12 protein-coding genes are annotated in these 19261 nt (G+C 41.5%); 6 read left to right on the forward strand and 6 right to left on the reverse strand.

Translation table 11 applies throughout. From position 1 onward, the window contains the following. Positions 1-268: 268 nt before the first annotated feature. A complete protein-coding gene (locus DRW42_RS25200) occupies positions 269-1168 on the forward strand; it encodes an AraC family transcriptional regulator (RefSeq protein WP_113951647.1) in 900 nt (299 codons plus the stop codon). Positions 1169-1928: 760 nt separating this feature from the next. Here the strand turns inward: DRW42_RS25200 and DRW42_RS25210 are convergent. From DRW42_RS25210 to DRW42_RS25225, 4 genes are read right to left on the reverse strand one after another with little or no spacing between them, the layout of a single operon-like run. Beyond that, positions 1929-3524, reverse strand: a complete 1596-nt coding sequence (locus DRW42_RS25210; RefSeq protein ID WP_113951668.1) for a SusD/RagB family nutrient-binding outer membrane lipoprotein — start codon at positions 3522-3524, stop codon at positions 1929-1931. Positions 3525-3531: 7 nt separating this feature from the next. Beyond that, positions 3532-6633 carry a SusC/RagA family TonB-linked outer membrane protein gene (locus tag DRW42_RS25215; RefSeq protein WP_113951649.1) on the reverse strand — a complete coding sequence of 1034 codons (3102 nt, stop codon included), beginning with the start codon at positions 6631-6633 and terminating at the stop codon, positions 3532-3534. 32 nt (positions 6634-6665) lie between these two features. Further along, positions 6666-7667 carry a FecR family protein gene (locus DRW42_RS25220; RefSeq protein ID WP_113951650.1) on the reverse strand — a complete coding sequence of 334 codons (1002 nt, stop codon included), beginning with the start codon at positions 7665-7667 and terminating at the stop codon, positions 6666-6668. A 47-nt stretch (positions 7668-7714) separates the two neighbouring features. After that, entirely contained in the window at positions 7715-8362 is a 648-nt protein-coding gene (locus tag DRW42_RS25225) for an RNA polymerase sigma-70 factor (RefSeq protein WP_158544401.1), read from the reverse strand. A gap of 150 nt (positions 8363-8512) precedes the next feature. On the opposite strand from DRW42_RS25225, the gene DRW42_RS25230 reads away from it, so the two are divergent. Further along, a complete protein-coding gene (locus DRW42_RS25230; protein WP_113951652.1) occupies positions 8513-9409 on the forward strand; it encodes an ROK family protein in 897 nt (298 codons plus the stop codon). Between the two features lie 475 nt (positions 9410-9884). On the opposite strand, the gene DRW42_RS25235 is transcribed toward DRW42_RS25230, so the two are convergent. Beyond that, a complete protein-coding gene (locus DRW42_RS25235) occupies positions 9885-10616 on the reverse strand; it encodes a GntR family transcriptional regulator (RefSeq protein WP_113951669.1) in 732 nt (243 codons plus the stop codon). Positions 10617-10875: 259 nt separating this feature from the next. On the opposite strand from DRW42_RS25235, the gene DRW42_RS25240 reads away from it, so the two are divergent. The 4 genes from DRW42_RS25240 to DRW42_RS25255 all read left to right on the forward strand — a co-directional run bounded on the left by DRW42_RS25240 (position 10876) and on the right by DRW42_RS25255 (position 17219). Next, the gene (locus DRW42_RS25240; RefSeq protein ID WP_113951653.1) at positions 10876-12708 is read left to right on the forward strand and encodes a class I mannose-6-phosphate isomerase; all 1833 of its coding nucleotides are present in this window, start codon (positions 10876-10878) and stop codon (positions 12706-12708) included. 93 nt (positions 12709-12801) lie between these two features. Then, positions 12802-13056: a hypothetical protein gene (locus DRW42_RS25245; RefSeq protein ID WP_113951654.1), complete on the forward strand. Its 255-nt coding sequence runs from the start codon at positions 12802-12804 to the stop codon at positions 13054-13056. 399 nt (positions 13057-13455) lie between these two features. Further along, positions 13456-14859 (forward strand): sugar porter family MFS transporter, encoded by a 1404-nt coding sequence (locus tag DRW42_RS25250; protein WP_113951655.1) that lies wholly within the window; start codon positions 13456-13458, stop codon positions 14857-14859. A 14-nt stretch (positions 14860-14873) separates the two neighbouring features. After that, positions 14874-17219 (forward strand): GH92 family glycosyl hydrolase, encoded by a 2346-nt coding sequence (locus DRW42_RS25255; RefSeq protein WP_113951656.1) that lies wholly within the window; start codon positions 14874-14876, stop codon positions 17217-17219. Positions 17220-17840: 621 nt separating this feature from the next. On the opposite strand, the gene DRW42_RS25260 is transcribed toward DRW42_RS25255, so the two are convergent. Then, a complete protein-coding gene (locus DRW42_RS25260) occupies positions 17841-19133 on the reverse strand; it encodes a GH36-type glycosyl hydrolase domain-containing protein (RefSeq protein WP_113951657.1) in 1293 nt (430 codons plus the stop codon). Positions 19134-19261 lie beyond the last annotated feature (128 nt).

Consider the following 19261-nt stretch of genomic DNA (forward strand, 5'->3'; position numbering starts at 1 on the left):
GTTACAATCATATCAGTTATATTTGGTTTGGTAAACTTAGGATAGATCGATTCCTTTTAAAATGGATAAACCCAAAAAAAAGATGGACAATATGATCATTGACTTAAAATTTTGTACTGATAAAAAAAATATCAATTTTTGTATAAAATCAATTCAGTTTTAAACCATAAATACCTATATTGTTATGCTTTAGCCATAAATCCGTTATTAATACGTTTATTGTTAACACTAACCAAATCCCTATATATCCCATTCTTCTTAAAATTTAATGGAGCAAAAAATCATTGAGCCTCGAAAAAAAATCAAAGAGGGTTTTATCGGCCAGAAACGTATTGTACTTCCGCCAAACATCAGGAAGAAGATCGTTAACAACCCTATTGTTAAAACTTTTTACTTAACTGCAATCGGCCATTATCCTAAGGCAGCCAACCACGATATTGAAAGGAAATCGGGCAGTAAGGATTATATTTTTATTTATTGTACGGAAGGTTTCGGCTACATTAACATCCTCGGAAAAAAACTGTTATTAAGTCCTAATTCCTATTACATTATCCCAAAAAACGTAAGTCATAGGTATCAGAGCCACGAAACCAGTCCGTGGACTATTTTCTGGGCGCATTTTAGCGGCGATATTGCAGAAAGCATCTTTAACCGCTTTGCAGAGGGTAACTTAACGCAGGTACAGGAAGTGCCTTTTGTAGAAAGCCGCATTAAACAGTTTAACCTGATTTACACTTTACTGGAGCAGAGTGTTGATGAAAAAGACATGGAGATTATTAACATCAAACTGCTGAATTTTATGTCATCGTTTATTTATTATAAAGAGGTAAACCCTGATGTGTACAATACCAACTCCATCAGTAAATCTATCCTTTATATGAAGAAAAACCTGAAGGAGAAGTTTACGGTTGAAGATCTTGCCGTACAGCAGAACTTATCGGCATCACATTACCTCAGGTCTTTTAAGCAGAAAACAGGCAGTTCGCCCATTAATTATTTTAACCAGCTTAAAATACAGGAAAGCTGTCAGTACTTATATTTTAGCGACATGAGTATTAAAGAAATCTGTGCCGAGCTGGGTTTTTCGGATCAGTATTATTTTTCGCGGTTGTTTAAACTAATTACGGGTACATCGCCGTCGAGGTATAAGAAGTTGCATAAGCGATAGGTTTTAACGTTTCGATCTTTTAACCACAGAGATCACCGAGAAAAGCACAGAGCGTACAGCGTTTAATAAGTGTCGTCATCCTGAATTTATTTCAGGATCCATTTTGCATGAAAGACCCTGAAACAAGTTCAGGGTGACGATCGCGTTAGTAGATGCCCGAAATGACGATTGGCGGGAAAATCTTTAGCATTTTGTGTCCCGCTGATTTCGCTGATCTCCGCAGAATTACATCCCGCTCATACCTTTCCCATTATCCATCTTCCATCATTCACCACCAAGACACGAAGGCACAAAGTTTTTTTTTGTACACCAGGCCTCCGACCTCGGTCTTCTGATTTTAGGACTGTTCCATTATCCATCTTACATCTTCCATCATTAGATTTCTCCACTACGGTCGAAATGACGATTGGCGGGAAAATCTTTACATCATTCACCACCAAGACACTAAGGCACAAAGTTTTTTCTTGCCCCCCAGGCCTCAGGCCTCGGTCTTCTGACTTTAGGACTATTCCATCATCCATCTTACATCTTCCATTATTAGATTTCTCCACTACGGTCAAAATGACGATTGGCGGGAAAATCCTTACATCATTCACCACCAAGACACGAAGGCACAAAGTTTTTTCTTGCGCCCCAGGCCTCCGACCTCGGTCTTCTGACTTTAGCATCATCCCTTTCCCATCTTACATCTTACATCTTACATTTTCCATCATCCATCTTACATCACCCCTCATCCCTCATCCCTCATCCCTCATCTCCCTCATTTATCCCACCACACCCTTGCTGTAAGTACATCGCCACCGGCAAGCCGCGATACCGCATCTTTATAATTCTGCGGGTTGTTCAGGATTTCTGTTGAAAGGTAAATCATTCGCCTTGGGATAGTGCCATTGGTTACATTACCCTTGTAATTTATGGGTATCAGCTTAGGGTAAGCACTTCTTTTCCAGTTTAACCAGGCTTCTATAAAGTTGAAATTGGTTCCTGTAGCCACCCAGTATTGCGTATTGATGGCATTTAACGAACTTTCTGTATTGGTTTCATCAAGCGGGTTCTGGTTTACAAAAGTTGTAATTTTATTGGCATCGAGTGTTGCCAAGGGATCTAACTGTGCCAGCGATTGTATCGCACCGGTTAATCCGCTGGCATAATGCGCTTTTGCTGTGCCATCTACATTCCAGCCCCTCACCTTTGCTTCGGCAAGTAAAAACTCGGTTTCGGCATAGGTGAGGATAAAGATAGGTCCGCCCAATTTAAGGTAAACTTCGGTGCGTGGCCTCGAATATTTACCCAATGGTGCAAAATCGCTTCCGCTGCCAGTACCACCGGGATAATTGGGCGAACGGCTGATATCAGTATCACCACCCTGCAGGTCGTACCCGTTAGGCATCCCCAGTTGTATACTGGCATCGGTATTACCATTGAGGTTCTGATCTGCATTTTTGGCCAATCCGTCTTTCGGTACTTCGCCAATCATACCTAAACGTGGGTCGTTGGTATTTTTGAGCTGATCGATGAGTGTTTTGCTCCAGCGTACTTCGAGGTAATCAGAATAGGTTCTTAAAGCCAGCGATGTGCCGTTCTGGCTGTTAAAAGAAGAAGCATCCGTTAACATAATTGCATTATCGTTAATGCCCTGAAAAGTTTTACCGGCTGCCTTTTCTGTCCAGGTTCTTGCCTTTGCCGGATCTATTTTGGTCAACCGCATGGCCACCCTCAACATTAAGGAATAGCCAAATTTCTTCCATTTGTTAATATCGCCTTTGTAAAAAAGATCAGCCGTAGGACCAGGTTTTTCAGTATCCAATTGTTGGGTAGCCGCATCAAGATCATTCAGCATCTGCGAATAAATTTCTTCCTGACGGTCGTAAACCGGATATTTAATCCCCTGCATGGCTTTAACAGCCTGCGAATAGGGTACATCGCCGTAAGTATCGGTAATCCGCTGCAAAATCAGCACAAACATAATGTCGCCAATGGCAATCAGGTTTTGATAAGCTACAGGATCTTTCAGCCTGGCCAGGCGCTGCATTTCCCTGATGTAGGAAGCATCGGCATAACCTTCGTCGAAAATACGCCCCTGATAGTCAGTAAAACTGCCCACATTGATGTATTTATCGCCATTGTTGTAATAATAATAGCTTGAAGCCAGCAACTGCATCATGGTACTCTGGTACAATAACTGGTAATAACCCAGGTTACCATATTTTAACTGTGCCTGTGCGAGCAAACTGTTGGGATCGTAATTGTTTTCGGTTAATTTAGTTGGATCGGTATTAATCTCATCCAGCTTTGCCTTGGAACAGCTGTTTAACAGAAGCAATAAAAATAAGCCCATCACGCAAAAGTTCTTCATCGCCATCTTATTTGAATTTAAAGTTAAAATTGATCCCGAATGTACGTGTGGCAGGCAGTGATGCACCTTCTATACCTGCATAACCCAAGGTAGGCGAAAACTGTGATTCAGGATCAACATTATCACTATATTTTAATAAGGTAAACAGGTTCCGCGCTACGAGGTCGATCCCAATACTGGTAAAAGGTGTTCTTTTTAAATAACGTGGGTTAACACTGTAACCCAATGTAGCCTGCCTTAATTTGATAAAACTACCATTAAGCACCGCTAAGGCCGAAATATTGGTGGCCAGTTGAGGATAATAAGCATAAGCAGGCACGTTAATGGTATTTTTCTGCCCGTTTTCCAACACCCCATCTGCCACAATCCCGCTTTCCCTGCCTATCAGGGTTGCCTTATTTAAACCCTGTACATAACTATAATAAGCGGTTGCCGAGAGGATTTTATTCCCAAAACGATAATCGATTAAAAAAGAAAAACTAAACTGTTTATAGCTAAAACTATTGGTGATACCACCATACAAAGTGGGCATGGTACCACCCATCGGTATAAAATTGCCCCGTTTGGGTATGCCATCCGAACCGATGATTACATTTCCATTGGCATCGCGCAGGTAATCATAAGCCATAATCTGCGTAATCGGTTTGCCCACCACCAGTGCGGTATTGGCATTTAAAGGGCGGTAAGTGCCTGTTAGGGTATAATTGCTGTTGCCATCGATAGAGAGCAGGGTATTTTTTACCTTGGTAACATTCAGGTTAACCTGCCACTTGCTATGCTGTGTAAGGATGGGCGTATAACCCAAAGCCAGCTCTATGCCTGCGTTACGCGTTTCGCCAAGGTTAACATAAGCAGAAGTGAAACCTGTGGTAACCGACTGTTTGGCATTGATAATTTCGTTATGGGTAAGGCGGTTAAAATAAGTAAAATCGATATCCAGCCGGCTGTTAAAAAATTTGAGATCAAGACCGGCCTCTATTTCATTCAGTGTAAAGGGTTTCAGATTGTAATTGGGCAGATCGCCAGAAAATCCGCCTACAGGCACACCGTTTACCTGATTATCTATGGTATAATAAATCTGCGTGGTATAAGGCACAATGGGTTCGCCACTGGTTTTGGCAAAATCGAGCCTTAATTTACCAAAATCGAGTCCTTTTAGTTTCAGGAGATCAGAAAAAATGAAACTGCCCGATACCCCAGGCACAAATATACCGCGGTTATTGGCAGGTAAAGTAGAATAGATATCATAACGCCCCGTAACTGAAAAATTAAGAAAACGCCGGTAGCTTAAATCAGCAGTATAATAGGCCGATTCGGTAACAATCTTAGTTACCCCCAGTGTTTTGGTACTGGTAATCAGGTTTTCGGGCACATAGAGATAAGGGATTTTAAATTGCGAACCTATTAACTTTTCAGTTGTGCCCCTCCGCTCGCGGTAATTGCCACCTACAGAAAGTTCGAGGTTCAGTTTATCGCTAAGATTTTGCGTGGCAGTGAATAAAATATCGCTGTTCAGTTCTGAAGTATGGTTTTGATTGTAAGCATTTATCCCGCCCTGCCTGTTGATCGAAAAAGCAATCCCTGTGGGCAAAATACTTACCACTTCGTCCTTGCTCGAATCGTAACCGATACGCCCCTGAAATGCAGCCCAGCTGGCCAGCTGGTATTTCAAAACGGCCGAAGTGATGTAACGGTTCCTTTTGGCATAATCGGCCTGCTTATTCATCAGGAAATAAGGATTGGTTTTGTATTCATCAGGGTTCCAGCGGCTTTCGAAACCTGTTTCTGCATCAAAACCGGGCGCAAGGATCGATTGATCCACACTGGTGGCCAGCGCCGAAATGCCGTAGTTCGCATTTAACGGACCATCGCTCAGGTAACTTTTGTTCTTGTTATTTTCGTAAATGTAATTTCCGGTAAGGCTTAACGAGAGTTTGTTGCTTAAGGCCAAAGTACCATAAAAATTAAAGGTTTTACGGTTTAAAGCACTGTTGATCAGCAACGAACTGTAATCTAAATTAGAAGCCGAAACACGGTAATTGTTCCGGTTATTACCACCAACAAGCGATAGCGTATTGATAAAAGCCGGAGCTGTACGATAAAATGTCTGGATGTTATTTTTAACGGGTGCGTATGGTCGCATCGAACCATCAACCTGTGGGCTGAGTTTGCCATCCATCACTTCTCCCCAGCTCAATAAACTGGTAGAAATGGCATTGTACTGATCATTAGGCCGTTTATTCTGCGCCCCCTGACCATAGGTATATTGAAAATCAGTAGAATTTACAGGAACATCAAAAGAAAGGTTGGTATTGTATTCGAGCTTTGCTTTGGTATTTTCTCCTCCACCTTTCAAATTAATGAGGATTACGCCATTAGCCGCCCTGGCACCGTATAAAGCCGAAGCAGCCGAACCTTTCAATATGGTAATGGTTTCGATATCATCAGGGTTAATGTTGCTGATGCCATCACCATAATCAGCACCGCCATATTCAGTAGCACTGCCCCTCACGCTATTATCAATGGGTACACCGTTTACGATAAACAAGGGTGAAGCGGCCGTCATGCTCGAAACCCCGCGGATTAGTACCCGTGCTGCAGAGCCCGGGCCACCGTTTACCCCAGTAATGTTAAGCCCTGCCACCCTGCCCTGCAGGGCCATAATCATATTACTTTCCCTCGCCCTGGCGATGGAAGAACCACTGATGGTTGTTAAAGCATAACCTACTTTTTGATTGTCTTTTTCGATACCCAAAGCTGTAATCACCACCTCTTTTAAAAGATGTACGCTATCGGCAGTCAATTTGCCATCCACGTTTTTACGAATTACAATCAGGTTATTGGGCATTACCGAATACGTAAAACCACTGTTGAGCAGCAACTGTTCGATTACTTTTATTGCTTCTTCGTCTTCTACTTTAACCGATACGCGGTGTTTGGGGATTTTGGATTCGCTATAGGCAAAATGATAAATGGTTTGCTGCTGTATGGCTTCTATTACCTGTTCGAAACCCGCTTCGTTAAAATTCAGGCTTACTTTGGTTTGCGCATGCACACATAGCGGAACAATCAATCCGATTAATAATATGATCCGCTGCGCACAATTCATGGCTACAAATATACACAGCTTAACTATTTGTGTTAACGGTAGATGTACACATTTTTACCCTTTACCGAATAATTAAAATTTTCGATCAGTTTTAATACATTTAAGGCTTCGGTAAGGCTTTCTTTTCCAAAATGCGCCGTAAATTCTACTGCTTTAAGATCGTTTTCCTTAAAGTTTACTTTAACACCATACCAGCGTTCGAAAAGTTTGGCCACCTCATCAAAACGGTTGTTTTTAAAAATCAGTTCGTGGTTTAACCAGGCGGTTTCGATTACTTTATCAGCACCAGCCCCGTCAAAAAGGCTTAACGGGATAATACTTCCCTTACCATTGGATAAGGTGAATTTATCATTCGGTTTTAAGATAAAAGTCTGATCAGTATTATTTTTAAGCGAAACGGATACCTTCCCCCTGATCAAGGTAGTTTCGGTAAAAGCATCGTTTGCATAAGCTTTAACATCAAATTCGGTACCCAGCACTTTTACTGCAACCTGACTGGTGTGCACAATAAAAGGATGTGCAGCATCTTTTTGTACCTCGAAAAAAGCCTCGCCTGATAAATATACATCCCTGGTATCAGCCTTAAACTGCGCGGGAAATTTTAAGCTGCTGCCCGAATTCATTTTCACGGTAGAGCCATCGGCCAGTACAAGGGTTTTAACTTCTGTGGCCCTGGTTTGTACATTTAATAAAGCAGGTTGGGTAGAAAAAATTCCACGGTTATAAATCAGAACCGCAGCCAATGCAACCGCCAGAACTGCGGCAATTTTTAACCAGGTACCATACGACTTGTTTTTCCTAACCGTTAAAACCGGTTCACCGGGAATTTTAATCTGCGCTTTGATCCGCTCGAAAACAGGATCAGCATTTTCATCTTCAACAGTTTCAGCCTCAAAGTAACCTAGTAACACATCATGTTCATTTTTCAGTACCGGATTACCGGCCAAAATAGATTTCAGCTCAACAGATTCATCCGGCGAAATTTCTCCGGCCAATTGTTTTCCAAGCAATTCTGTAAATCTTTGATCTGTCATTTCGTTTTCCGTCCTTTATGATATGTTCCTTTTTATGAGAAAATTGCCTACAAAAAATATAAAAAAGATAAAGTACCTACTAAGATAACCAGCGGAATGATTTTTCCAATCATTTTTTCGTCGGCACCCTTATCTTTTATATTCAAAGGCTGCAAAATTACACGGAGTTTGGCAATGGCCCTGAACAGTTGTGTTTGTACCGTGCGGGGCGAAATATCCAGCAGCTCAGCCACTTCCTTATATTTCATTCCACTTTCTTTAATCAGCCTGAAAACTGTTGCCGCCTGTGGCGCCAAACCAGCGATTGCCTTATCCAGCTGACGGTGCAGTTCTTTGGTTTCGATCAGGTATTCGGGAGTGTGCATATCCGCTGAAAGATTGTCTTCAGCATCAACTAAATCGATAAACGTAACTGATGAATTTTTTTTAAGGTGTTTAAGAGATTGATTTTTTACCGCAATAAAGAAGTAACTTTCGGGGTTGAGCACATGGGTACTTTCTCTCCTGTTCTCCCAGCATTTAACAAAAACTTCGGTAACTATATCTTCTGCAGCCTGCTTATCGTTTACATAATAAACAGAGAATTTAAGCAACCTGCCATACAGAAAGCGATAAAGCTGCTCAAAGGATGTGATATCATCTTCGAGACAAATCTTATTCCATAAAACGACTAGATCTAGCTTGGCTGCTTTCAACTTGGTTAGTTTTTGAATCAAATGTAAGGTAATAAAAAATATTTCATAAAAAAATCGTGCCGCTGTAGGCAATTTGACAAAAAAAGGGATTCTTCTTTTAGTGCTACCTCCCTGGCACAAGCCATTTATAGATCTTTAGAAGCTGAAACGATGAATAAAATTAATTATGTACTGGGCATTGATATTGGCGGTTCGCACATTACCGCGGCCGTTCTTGATATGAAACAGCGCAATATCCTTAAAAACTCTTATACCCGCGATCGTGTAAATCCTCATGGCACAACCGAACAGATTATAAAAACATGGTGTACTACCATTAAAGCAGCTTATAAAAAGGTTGATATCGGCGTTGGCCGTTTGGGTATTGCCATGCCCGGCCCGTTCGATTATGAAAATGGTATTTCTTATATCGCCGGGAACGATAAATATGCTGCGTTTTATGGCCTCAATGTAAAAGAAATGATGGCCAGCGAACTACAGATTAGTAGCGATGAAATTTTAATAAGCAATGATGCCTCATGCTTTCTGGCAGGCGAAGTTTTTGCCGGCGAAGCAGGAAATTATAATAAAGTGATCGGGATAACTTTGGGTACCGGTTTAGGGAGTGCTATTTGCGCTGAAGGCAAAATTACCGACGCCAATTTGTGGTGCTCGCCTTTTTTGGATGGCATAGCCGAAGATTACCTTTCTACCCGCTGGTTTTTAAAACGTTATTACGAACTCTCAGGAATCAACATTTTGAATGTCCGCGAACTGGCGATGCTTCATGACGAAAGTCCAACGGTGCGTAAAATATTTAATGAGTTTAGCCATAACCTCGGCCTTTTCCTGGAAGATTTCCAACAGAACCATACCGCCGAAGCCATTGTAATCGGCGGAAATATTGCCAACGCCGCCAACCGTTTTATTCCCGGTGTGGCCAGGCATCTCCAATCGCAGGGCATCAACTGCCCGATCCATATTTCCGAACTGAATGAAGATGCTGCTTTGGTTGGTGCAGCAGGCTGCTGGGCGGTGCAGGAAAAAGAACGTGTTGGGAAGGTGTAATAACCTGACGCGATCCGTCATGTTAATTTTATTTCAGCATCTTTCCTCCTAGATAGACCCTGAAATAAATTCAGGGTGACGAATTGAATTAGTTAAAGCGTTTCTAAAATATTATTTCAATAAAATAATTATCGAATTCATGTTGATAGTTTATTTTTATCTGGAAATGAGCATGCAGTGGTTCTTGGCTATTGCAGCCCTGCCATCCGCTTTATCCCGATGAAAAATCGGGATGCCCGCTACTGTCAGGTTTATAATGAATGGCCTGTCTCTAACCGGGGGTTACAGGCATCGAACCGATGTTTCTAAACCCGATTGAAGTGGAAGCCCGCAGCGCAGCGAGGACTTTGAACGGAAAGCGGGACTGAAAACCGCCAAAAGAACAGGACCATTCATTTCCAAAAAAACCATTCTTAAAATCGAGACTCAGATTAATCTTTGCGTCAGATGGTAACATCTAACGCCACGACCAAGCCTAAGCTTCTCGCCTGCTCTCTACCGTATACACAAAACTATCTGCCAGGTAGTAGCCCAGGTTGTACTCGATAGGCCTGTCGGCCTGGTCGAAAACATAACGTTTTCTAAAAAGCAGCGGACTTCCCACTTCCACATCCAGTTTGGAGGCAATAAATTTATCTGCAGCCTTGGCGCTTATTTCTTCTTTGGATAAATCGGCAATTACCGAATGGTCTTTTTCGAGGATCTCGTATAAAGGCCGTTTAAAATCCTCGTCGCCGGTAAGCCCAATCCTTGGGTGAAAATAGGATATGAAATAAACAAACGGGCCTTCGGCTTTCCCTCTCAAACGTTCTAATTTTAAAACTTTTTTGTCGGTATCGATATCAAAAAAATGGGCCAATTTCTCATCAGGTAATACCCAGCTGATGTGAAGTTCGAAATTCCTGATCGGAATACCCCGAGCCTGCATTTCCTGCGAAAAACTTAACCAGTTACTGGCTTTCGAACTCACCGATACCTCTGCAACTTTAGTCCCTATACCTTTTTTCCTGATCAGCAAACCTTCGTAAACCAGTTTATTCAGGGCCTGCCTAAGGGTGGTTCTCGAGATGGCCAGCTGTTTGGCCATATCCACTTCGTTAGGCAGAAATTTGGTCGCATATTCCGGATCTTTAATCAGGTTCCGCAATAATTCTTCGGCCTGGATGTGTAAAGGAACAGGACTTTTATGATCGATGGAAAATTTCATTTTTTTATACTGCATCTCTTTAGGCAAGGGGAAATGACAATGCACCTTGGCAAAGATAAAAAAAGCACCTATAATCAGAAATATTATGTATGCATATAGATATTGACCCGGTTTATAATTCAATCTACTAACCTCATAAATCTGCTATTACCGAAATAATTAATATTCCATTCTACCTGAAAAGAGATATTTTTAAAAATATTAGGATATATGTACATACATATATACATTTGCCATGATACATCACATTACCTAGTTTATGGAAGTAAAAAACAACGTTGAAGAAACACCGGCTATCAACAAATGGAGGCAGAGCGGAGAGAAGATTTTACCGGCAAATATTAACAACATTAACCTGTCATCAGAAGGCTATAACCTATATCCCGTACACCCTTTGGGTGACAACAAAATTTTCAACGGCTATCCATCATTGGCATCATGGATTATTGAACAGAAAACGGTAATTATTGATGGTTATATCGGTGTGTTCTGGCAGGAAATAGAATCACTTTTACAACGGGAATTTACAAAACACCAAATCAGGGTTAACTGGATCCGATCATCAGCCAGTATGAAAACTTCGCAGGAAGTATCTCAAATGGTCGAGCCTTTTCTGGGCGAAGACAAAAGCGTTTGGGGCAAAAAAACAACCTTACAACTTGGCGATTTTTTTAATGACGATTACCATTTTATCCAGCCTGATACAACATGCGAAGTGAACATTATCATCGGGATGGGTGCAGCGTTGGTTAACTGGGATGCACCTGTTGTTTACCTCGAGATCCCTAAAAACGAGATCCAGTACCGCATGCGGGCAGGCTCGGTTACCAATTTAGGGGCAGATGATGTTGCAAATGGTGCTGAAATGTACAAAAGATTTTATTTTGTAGATTGGGTAGTACTTAATGATCATAAAGCTCAGATTTTAAACCGCATCAGTGGGGTGGCCGATGTGCAGCATCAATCAAATATAAACTGGATATTTGCAAATGAATTAAGGAAAGGTTTAAAACACATCAGTCAATCTTTGTTCCGTGTGAGGCCATGGTTCGAAGCCGGCGCATGGGGCGGTCATTGGTTACAGGAAAACATCGAAGGACTTAATAAAGATGAAGTGAATTATGCCTGGTCTTTTGAATTGATTGTGCCCGAAAACGGTATTGTATTCGAAAGCGATGGTTACCTGCTGGAAGTGGCCTTTGATTTTTTAATGATTAGCGAGTATGAATCCGTTTTAGGGAAACACGCTCCGGTTTTTGGAACAGAATTCCCGATCAGGTTCGATTTTCTGGATACCATTGATGGCGGAAATCTTTCGGTACAATGCCATCCGTCATTAAAATATATCAGGGAAGAATTTGGCGAAAACATTACCCAGGATGAAACCTATTATATTTTGGAATGTAAAGATGACGCTAAAGTTTACCTGGGTTTTCAGGAAGATATCAATCCTATTGAATTTAACAAAGTTTTAATTGATAGTCAGCAATTTAAGCAGGAAATCGATATCGAAAAATATGTGCAGGCTCATGATGCCAGGAAACACGATCTTTTTTTAATCCCCAACAGCACTGTGCACAGCGCCGGAGCCAATAATTTAGTACTCGAAATCAGTGCAACGCCCTACATCTTTACCTTTAAAATGTACGATTGGCTCCGTTTGGGATTAGATGGTAAACCAAGGCCGATCAATATTGAACATGCTTTTAAAAACCTCGATTTCAGCAGAAAAGGAAATGTAGTTACACAGCAGTTGATTTCAAAACCATCGGTGATTGAAAAAGGAATAGATTGGGAGTTAATCCACCTACCTACCCATGAGGAACATTTTTACGATGTACACCGGTTAGAATTCGAAAGCGAAATCACTTTAAAAACAAATAACACCTGCCACATTCTGATGCTTGTTGAAGGAACGGCCATTAAAGTGAAAACCACAGCCGGCGACATTACCCGTTTCAATTATGCCGAAACTTTTGTAATCCCCGCAGCGGCCCAAAGTTATACCCTGATTAACACAGGCAAAGGCCGGGCGAAGGTAATTAAGGCATTTGTAAAAGATGCAGTGGATTTGTTAATTAACCACAGATAAAAAGGATGAACACAGATGGTACCCGCATAATATGCAGCTAAAAGCGAACAACATAAGTTTGATTATTAATAATATTAGTTTAAAAGGTCTCCTATGAATATTTTAACGCATTTCGTCACCCTGAATTTATTTCAGGGTCTTTATATCAGGATAGATGCTGATCCCGATGTAAGAATCTATCGTGTAGATACAAATGCTAAGTTTTTTGTCGCTCCTATGCCGCGATGGCATGGTACTTTGGAGCGCCAAAGTACCCAAAGCGCTTTGTCGATCCAGCAATGTGCGTTCACACAAGGCCCCTTCGCATCAAAAAAACAGCGGCACTTTGTTTTGTGCGACCAGTACTAGGTTAGCGGTTGTTCTAAAGCAGCACAAAACCACTGCGTTTTAGGTTTGGTAGTGCCAATTGTTCTGTTTTGCAACTGTTTTTTTGATCGCCTCGCACTTGGGATTGACGGGTGCTCTTCGGTAAAACCTGTTTATTAGTTAAAGCAAGCTAGCATAATGCAAAAAAATGTATCCACACGGAGGATGTATGAAAAGGGACAGCATAACGATCACGCTAGGAAAAGGAAGCTAAAACTGATCGGAACGCATAAATATTAATAAGATGCAGGTTAATAACTACGAAATCCGTGGTTATAACCTGATAAAAATGTCCAAATAAATATGAGATCTGTGTTTATCCGTGCATCCGTGGCTAAAATAGATCAACTTATAACAAATACTTTAACCAAATTATAAAATATGAGTAACCAAAAAACAGGCAAAATACTTTTAATTACGCTGGTGGCATCTTTAGGGGGCTTTTTGTTCGGCTTTGATATGGCCGTAATCTCAGGTGTTTTGCCTTTGGTGCAAAAGCAATTCGCCTTAAGCGCCTCGCAGGAAGGATGGTTTGTATCCTCTGCACTGGTAGGCTGTATTATTGGTGTAGCGATATCAGGCGAGCTTAGCGATAGGTTAGGCAGGAAAAAACCATTAATTTTAACTGCTGTTCTTTTTGTTGCATCGGCCATAGGCTGCGCATTGTTCCCTAACCTCTCAGGAGTTATTGCTTTCAGGGTTTTAGGTGGCATTGGTATCGGTATTGCCTCTAATGTGGTACCATTGTATATCTCCGAAATTGCCCCGGCACAGATCAGGGGCAGGTTGGTAACTTACTATCAATTTGCACTTACGCTGGGTATCCTCGTGGCCTATTTAAGCAATGCAGCTTTATTAAATGGCGTGTCAAAACCGGCTTTAAATCCTTCGGTTTTAAGTCATTTATTTAATCAGGAAATCTGGCGTGGCATGTTGGGTATAGGGGTATTTCCTGCTGTTCTGTTCTTATTGGGCTTATTGCTCATTCCCGAAAGTCCGCGGTGGTTGATACAGAAAGGTAAAATAGATGCAGCAAAGCTGATTATCGCTAAAATTACGGGACAAACTTCGGCAGAAATCAATACAGATCAGTCTGTTTCAGAAAACAACAGCCCGAAAAGTTCGTATAAGGAGTTATTTGCCCCGTCTATGAGGAAAGCGCTATTGATTGGCATTTTGCTACCGCTATTCTCGCAGTTCAGCGGCATCAATGCCATTATTTATTATGGTCCGCGGATACTTGGCAATGCGGGTGTATCGTTAAGTAATTCACTCATCAGTCAGGTTATTTTTGGCGTGGCAAACATGGTTTTTACGCTTTTTGCCATCTGGAAAGTAGATAGCTGGGGCAGAAGGCCGCTTTATCTTTATGGTACTGCCGGAGCTGCAATTTCATTGATCCTTACCGGAATCTGTTTTTATTTTAACGCCACATCTGGCATCGGACTTTTAATATGCGTTTTGGCATTTCTGGCCTGTTTTGCTTGTTCAATCGGACCATTAAAATTTGTGGTTGCTTCAGAGATATTTCCGGGCGCAATCAGGGGGAGAGCCCTGGCCATCAGTATTATGGTAATGTGGGTGGCCGATACCATTGTTGGGCAGCTTACCCCTATTTTACTCAATGAAATTGGCAGTGCGGGTACTTTCTGGTTTTTCGCTTTTTTCTGTATCGTAGCCTTTATCGCGGTGTATAAACTACTGCCCGAAACCAAAGGCAAATCGCTTGAGCAGATCGAAAAGGATTGGAAAACGGATACCGATAAAGATGTGTTTTTTCACTAAAATATACCTGATTTATGAAAACAGCCCTTAAAACAAGATATTTACTCATCATTTCATTGCTGAGCAGCCTATTCTACAGCCCAGTAAAAGCACAAACCGACCGTGATTTGCTGGCTTATGCGGATCCGCGAATTGGTACGGCACACAGTAGATGGTTTTATTTCACACCAGGTGCAGTGCCATTCGGGATGGCCAAACCTGCCCCATCAACCAATGGCTCTTACGGCAATAAAAGTGGCTGGGAAGCTGTAGGTTACGACCAAAGGCATACCTCGATTGAAGGTTTTGCCAATTTCCACGAATTTCAGATCGGGGGAATTGTTTTTGCCCCATCAACAGGAAAACTCCAAATCCTGGCCGGAAGTTTAGAGCATCCTGAAACAGGTTACCGTTCTGCTTTTGATCATAAAGATGAAATAGCCATGCCGGGTTACTATTCGGTACTACTTAAAGATTATGGTATTAAAGCCGAACTCACCTCAACCAAAAGGGTGGCTTTTCACCGGTACACCTTTCCTAAGTCAAAACAGGCGAATATTATTTTTGATATCGGTCACCAACAGGGCGAAAGCGGTGAGGTAACCGATGCAAAGGTATACCTCAATGCAAATGGAAGAATAGAAGGATATGTAATTACGCAGCCGATTTATGTTCAGAAATACCAGCCGGGCGCATCGGTAAAAATGTATTTTTCAGCAATTGCAAGCAAAAAACCCATTGCTTATGGCACATTTAATGGAGAAAATATTTCAAAAGGGAAAAAAGAAGCCAATGGAAAAGGTGCCGGCCTGTACCTAACTTTTTCTACACAGGAAAAAGAAAGCATTACTTTAAAAGCCGGACTTTCGTATACTTCAATTGAAAATGCAAGGTTAAACCAGAAGCAGGAAGCTGCCCTTCTTTCATTTGGTCAGGCAAAAGAAAAGGCACTTAACACCTGGGCAAATTACCTCGGAAGAATCAGGGTTACTTCAGAAAAGAAACAGGACCTGACCAAATTTTATACCGGCTTGTACCATGCACTATCGGGCCGCGGACTGGCCAGTGATGTAAACGGCGCTTACCCTAAAAATGATGGCGGAATTGGCCACATCCCCCTCGATAAAAACAACGTACCCTTGCATAACCATTACAATACCGATGCCATTTGGGGCGCTTTCTGGAATTTAACACAACTTTGGGCCATTGCCTATCCGGAATATTATTCCGATTGGGTTAAAAGCCAGTTATTGGTGTATAAAGATTCGGGATGGCTTGCCGATGGTATTGCCAATAGCCGTTATGTATCGGGCGTAGGGACAAACTTTACTGGTTTGGCGATTGCATCGGCCTACAATTCGGGCATAAGGGATTTTGATGTAAAAACAGGCTATGAAGCCGCACTTAAAAATGAACTGGAATTTAAAAACCGCCCGTTTGGTGCAGGTAAACCTGATTTGGAAAGATTCTTGAAATACGGTTATGTAAATCATCTGGATAGCGGTAAAGGACCGGATGAAAACTGGAAATTTTCTGCATCGCACACACTTGAATATGCTTTTAGCGCTTACGCAGTTGGCCAATGGGCAAAACTTTTAGATCAAACTGAAGATTATCATAAATTAACCGCGCTTTCTGATGCCTGGAAAACAATTTTTGACCCTACGATAAAATTTATCAGACCAAAAGATGCGCAGGGAAAATTTATATCCGGCTTTAATCCTAAAGCGGCCTGGCGGGGCTTTCAGGAAGGAAATGCCTGGCAGTATACTTTTTATGTTCCCCAAAACCCTGAAGGTCTGATTTCGGCTATAGGTAAGGATGAATTCAACAATAGGCTGGATAGTATTTTCACTGTATCCGAAAAAAATAAATTTGGAGGAGGTACTACAATTGATGCTTTTTCTGGTCTGGAGAGTTTATATAACCATGGTAACCAGCCAAATCTTCATATTTCATGGTTGTTCAATTACGCGGGCAAACCTTCACTTACGCAAAAATGGGTGAGAAAAATTTTGGATGATTTTTATGGCACGGAAGGTATACATGGTTATGGTTATGGACAGGATGAAGACCAGGGACAGTTGGGTGCCTGGTATGTAATGGCTTCGATGGGTATTTTTGATGTTAAAGGCTTTACCGATGCTGTTCCCGAAATCGGACTATCTGCCCCGATTTTTAACACCATTAAAATTAAAGGCAATAAAAAATATTTCAGCGGAAAGGATTTTGAAATTGAAACAAAAAACAATCATATCGAAAATCAGTATGTTGAATCTTTTTTGCTTAACGGCACCAGATTAAAAACACCGTTTATCAAACTTAAAGACATTCAGAATGGCGGTAAATTGGTTGTGGAGATGGGTAAAATAGAAGATTAAAATTTCGGGATACCTTGTTGATGCAAGATAATGCCCCAACCCCTATCCAATGGGGTTAATTTAAGTTTTTTAACCACAGATGCACACAGATAAACACAGATTTTACCTGTGGTTAAATTATATTTACTTGTTCCTGAGCCTAACTCAGTGGCATTGACCGCCCGTCTGCATTGGGCAGGGGCTTAAAGGGCCAAAATAGGGATTCAATTTAGTGTTGCAAGGCGCAGAACCCTTGTTCTTAAACCCGATTGCAATGAAAAGACCGTAAGTGAGGAACGAACGCGGACTTGTAATGGAAAGCGGGACTGACAACCGCCAAGAACCAATGCCGCCTCGTTTCCTAATTTTTATAAATAATTTATTGTTTCATGGGCAAGGAAAGATCTAATCTGGCATGAAAAACCCTGACCGCGACACAGCTATTAGACAATTAAAAACAACAGAAACCGCTAATAAAACAAGTTCAGGGTGACGCCCCACGAGAGTAGCCGTCATTTCGAGCGGAGTGCAACGCAGTCGAGAACCACATAAGTGCTCAGCGCAGCTAAATCTATCGAGGTAGATCTCTCCGCTCCACTACGTTCCGGTCGAGAAGGACGGCTTTATGTTAAGTATCTTCCCCTACTTCTTATTCTCCAGTTCCGTAATTGCCGTCCATAATACACCGGCTTCTCCTCTAAAACTCGAAGAACCCATTGGTTTATTATCAGGAGTGTACCATTCATAAAACCCATTATTTTTAACTACCCTGTCTAACATTGGCGCTAAAGCTTGCTTCGCCTCTGGCAATAAGTTATAGCGGATCAGCTGAGTAACCATACGTCCTCCAAACCAGGTCCAGTCGCCGCCATTTTGGTAAGAATATGGCCCCATACCCTTGTTTTCGAAGGTACCCAAAGGATAAACCGGATAAATGGTAAGGCCGATCGTTGCGGCATGGGCATCTGCCACATTTTTTTGCATTTTCTGGTAAGCCTCTTTTACCTGTTTTTTCGTTAACAAACCAGCTTCGATCGCAACTGCTGTGCCACCATGATAATAAATTTTTGATTCATCGAACGATGCCGGAAAAGGCGATCCGTTTAAATAGATATGCGGAATGTACTTCTGCGCCTTTTCATCCCATAAATATTTGTTGATGTTCTGGCGGATGTTATTGTAAACCTTATTCCATTTACCAACTTCACTGGCATTTAAATGAGCAATGGCAATAAAATCTTTTATAGCGATCAAAAACATGGCATTATCATAAATATCGATGGCCCGATGCGTATTTTCATCTATCACAACGCCCCAGCTATGCTCTGGCTGTACATCGCCCCAATCAACAGTGGTGGCCCCCCAAAGTAAACCATGTTTCTCGTCGAACCTGTTTTTCAGCAGGAAATCCAGTGCACGTTCCATCTGGGCTTTAACGGTTAAACCAGCAACTTTATCAGTTAAAATGCTTTTATCGCCTGTGCTACGAACATATTTTGCAACAGCCTGAACCAAGGAAGTTTCCTGATCTGTTTCTACCGTATTTTTGTGTCCCATGTATTCGGGTGCAAGTTCAGATTTGTAAAACTTGCCATATATGGTGGCTTTACTTGCCGGGATGTAACCATCTAAAATCGCTCCATCCGGTTGCTGAAACTGAAAAAATGTAATCAGGTGTTTTCTGATCTGCGATTTATCGTTCACTTTGCAGCTCAGTTCGATAAAGGTATTTAAATCCCTGATCCAAACTTCGCCATAACCATCGCCTGCGGTAAAGCCTTTTTTAATCAGTTCTTCGGCCATGGTTTTTACCTTGCCCATAACTGCTGGCTGTATGTTTGTTTGTTGTTTTTGAATATTACCGGTTTGCTGTGCAAAAGATACAACAGGTAAAGCAAGCCCCAATAGCGCTGCTAATGCAATATTTTTATTCATATAGATGATATTATTAATGTCTAATTATTTGGTTTTATAGCGTTTTATTAATTGTTCGGAATTTATCAGTGGCAACCGGCATAAAATTGGATATCGTATTACAGGTGCTTCGTAAAAATAAAAATATT

Source organism: Pedobacter miscanthi (assembly GCF_003315595.1).
Lineage (GTDB): Bacteria > Bacteroidota > Bacteroidia > Sphingobacteriales > Sphingobacteriaceae > Pedobacter > Pedobacter miscanthi.